The following is a 2988-nucleotide window of genomic DNA, read 5'->3' as shown; positions in this document are numbered from 1 at the left end:
TAAATATTTTTTCCATTTTATCCTGTTTTATTTAGGAAGACGGACAGCGAACAGTTTTACTTTAAATGATTTAAAAAAATATCATTAAAACAAAAAAGCCGGTATAAAACCGGCTCTGTATACTATGTGAAATAAGATCTTATCTGAATCTCTTCTTAAATTCTTCTTTAAACCTGGAGCGTTCTTCACCGGTCATATCGTGCCATTTTTCTCGCATGCCGGATCCACGACGCCCAAATCCCCGTCCCGGGCCACCTGGTTTAAAATTACCGAACAGGACCCTGCATAAAACCAGCAAACCAAGGGCTTGCCAATAATTCAGTTTTCCAGTATTTGCAACCTCCGGTAAAATCCAATTCCAAAGAAACATAACCACGTATCCCAAAACCGCTGCAATCAATACAGCCGCTGGAATAAAGAACAAGAACTTTCTGCCTCTGTTAAAATTTCTATTCATCATCTCCCACAAATTTAGTAATTAATAAATTCCTGATATAAATTTTGTAAGCGGCTGCGCAGGTGTTTCACTGCATAACCCTTTCTGGAAATCAAAGTTTTGATGTTCTCTCCTGTCTCCTCTGCAAGTTCCTGAAAGGTACGCTCTTCCAGTTCATTTTGAATAAATACATAGCGCTGATTTTCGGGCAGTTCCTCCAGTGCCAAAAAAAGCTGGTCCCAGAATAATTTTTTAAGACTCTCATCTTCCGGCATATCAGATTCTGACAATAAGATCTCTTTAAAGCTGATTTCACCATCTTCATCCTCATAACTCAGATCTTCGAGCAATTCATCTTTTTGTTTACGATATTTATCGGTAATCTTATTCCGGGCCACCCGATATAACCACCCACTAATCTGCTCAATTGCATCTACCTCCGGCTGATTACTCAACTGATACCATACATCCTGCAAAATATCTTCCGCATCCTCATCCGTGTGTACACGGCCACGGATAAAACTGAACAGACGTTTTCCATAATCTGCAACAGCACGGATGATATTTTGAGAATCTTTTTTCGGCACTACTTATTGTTTGTTAAGTGAGTAAACGAATGAGAATCAATATTACTTTAAATTCATTGGAATTTATTTAATCACTATCAAAAGCTATTGGTAAACCTTTACCCAGTCAACAACCATTTGCACAGGTAACTGATCAGGTTTTACCTTTCCTACCCAACTGCCACCCAGCTGCTGGTCAATCATCACGTAAAAAGGTTGATCGTAAGGCCATTGGCTGGCATCGACACCAGTGATGCGTGGATAGCGAAAAGTTTCTACTCCATTTAAGGTAAACACCAGTTTATCCGGATACCATTCCAATCCAAAAGTATTGAATTCTCGAATGTCCAGTTTCCCTTTTCCGGAATGCGGCGGTTTATCTGTTTGTTTCAAATTGAGTGTATAATAGGAATGTGTGGTTTGATAAATGACTTCATCAAAGTTCAGGTGTTCCATAATATCTATTTCCCCATTCTTAGGGTATTTGCCATACTTATCCTGCTCTGCCAGCATCCACATAGCTGGCCAGGCTCCTTGCGCACAGCCTAGTTTTGCACGAATTTCAATTTTACCATACTGGAAGGCAAATTTACCTTTACTATACACCCCTCCCGTCAAAAAGGGTCTGTGATCTTTTAACGTATCTGGATTTTTAATGCCTTTAAGATATAATTTCCCATCTGCCTGTGTATAGCATTCAGGATTACTGCTCATGTGTTTGTCCCAATCGCTTTTGCCTTCAGGAATTTTGCTCCATTTACTGGTATCAATGGCAACGCCATTAAAATCATCTTCCCATACCAGTTTCCATTTGCTGTGCGCTCTTCCCTCTTTCTGAATATAGACATATCTATTTTCAACTACAGAAGGTAACACCTTACAAGAAGCCAATAAAACTGCAGCGCAACAGAGAACATTTAGAAATCTAGTCATCATCTTTTTAATAAAAACAGGCAATTGATATAAAATCAAAGTTAATGTTCTTAGCATGTTCATTACTATGAAAAAGAAATTTGTTGATCAAATGTCCAAGTTAATAACTGTCCGTGAGCATCTTTCCCTTTTCAAAAGTCAAATGCAAAGTATGTTGCCTTGCAGACTGCTTCAGTACTTCTTTTTTGACCATACTGGCAATTGGTGCTTTTCTGATTACCTTTAAAACTTCGTCGCTCACTGTATTTGGTAAATGATCATTAACAGCAAGACGATCTATAGTTCCATCCTGTTTCAGGTTAAAAGTAACTATAAGCCTGCCTTGAGCAGATGTGGGGACTTTGCAGTTTTTAATCAGATAATTATATAAAACATCATCTACTGGATCATGTATAACGGCAATTTTGCCCATTAGGACAGGTTGCTGTTCAGCCGCCTTTTGACAGTCCGGATTTGGTTTCAGGATTCTACCTAATTTACTTTCCTGTGCATTGACTTTAGTCATTAAAGAGCCCATACCAACAAAAAACATTGCAGCAATAACCCATTTTTTCCAACGGGAATTTTCTTCAGGCAATGGGTCTGGTTCCAATTGATCTGTAGAAAACCTACCGCATACATTGTTGTTGTTCTCCTGCATGATCTGGATAAAATAGGCTGCATTCTTATCGGTCAGATCATAAACTATTTTTTTACAGGAACTGCAATATCTATTGCCATCACTCTGGTCTTTCATGCTGTTCCAATCCTGATGACAGATAAAATTTAATTGAGCATTTGTAATCTTATTCTCTTCCATTTCCATCTATTTTAGTCGAGTATAATTTTCAGATGCACCTTTCTCCAAAATTCCACAACGTTTTGCACTTCTTTTTTTATAAAGATTTCATACCTGTCAGTGGACAGGCCTGGATCTGGAATAGCAGCTAATTATTCTTATTTTTTTGCTTACTTATAATATTTTTGAAGCAGAGATGATAAATTTGTATCACTCTATTAAAAATTATATTCTGATGAAAGATACAATCAAAAGTAATCCAGCTAAAACTATTG

Annotated in this window: 4 protein-coding genes; all 4 read right to left on the bottom strand. The window is 37.7% G+C overall.

Annotation, left to right across the window (positions count from 1 at the left end):
- Nucleotides 1-139 precede the first annotated feature (139 nt).
- Nucleotides 140-460, bottom strand: a complete 321-nt coding sequence (locus tag VNZ46_RS08125; RefSeq protein ID WP_325559586.1) for a hypothetical protein — start codon at nucleotides 458-460, stop codon at nucleotides 140-142.
- Between the two features lie 11 nt (nucleotides 461-471).
- Nucleotides 472-1023 carry an RNA polymerase sigma factor gene (locus VNZ46_RS08120; protein ID WP_325559585.1) on the bottom strand — a complete coding sequence of 184 codons (552 nt, stop codon included), beginning with the start codon at nucleotides 1021-1023 and terminating at the stop codon, nucleotides 472-474.
- 84 nt (nucleotides 1024-1107) lie between these two features.
- Nucleotides 1108-1938, bottom strand: coding sequence for a glycoside hydrolase family 16 protein (locus VNZ46_RS08115; protein ID WP_325559584.1), 831 nt, complete (start codon nucleotides 1936-1938; stop codon nucleotides 1108-1110).
- Between the two features lie 97 nt (nucleotides 1939-2035).
- Nucleotides 2036-2734 carry a hypothetical protein gene (locus VNZ46_RS08110; protein WP_325559583.1) on the bottom strand — a complete coding sequence of 233 codons (699 nt, stop codon included), beginning with the start codon at nucleotides 2732-2734 and terminating at the stop codon, nucleotides 2036-2038.
- Nucleotides 2735-2988: the final 254 nt, after the last annotated feature.

This window comes from Pedobacter sp., from assembly GCF_035566355.1.
Classification (GTDB): Bacteria; Bacteroidota; Bacteroidia; order Sphingobacteriales; family Sphingobacteriaceae; genus Pedobacter.
Note: the sequence above shows the minus strand (reverse complement) of the source record. Positions and strands in the feature narration are given on the sequence as shown.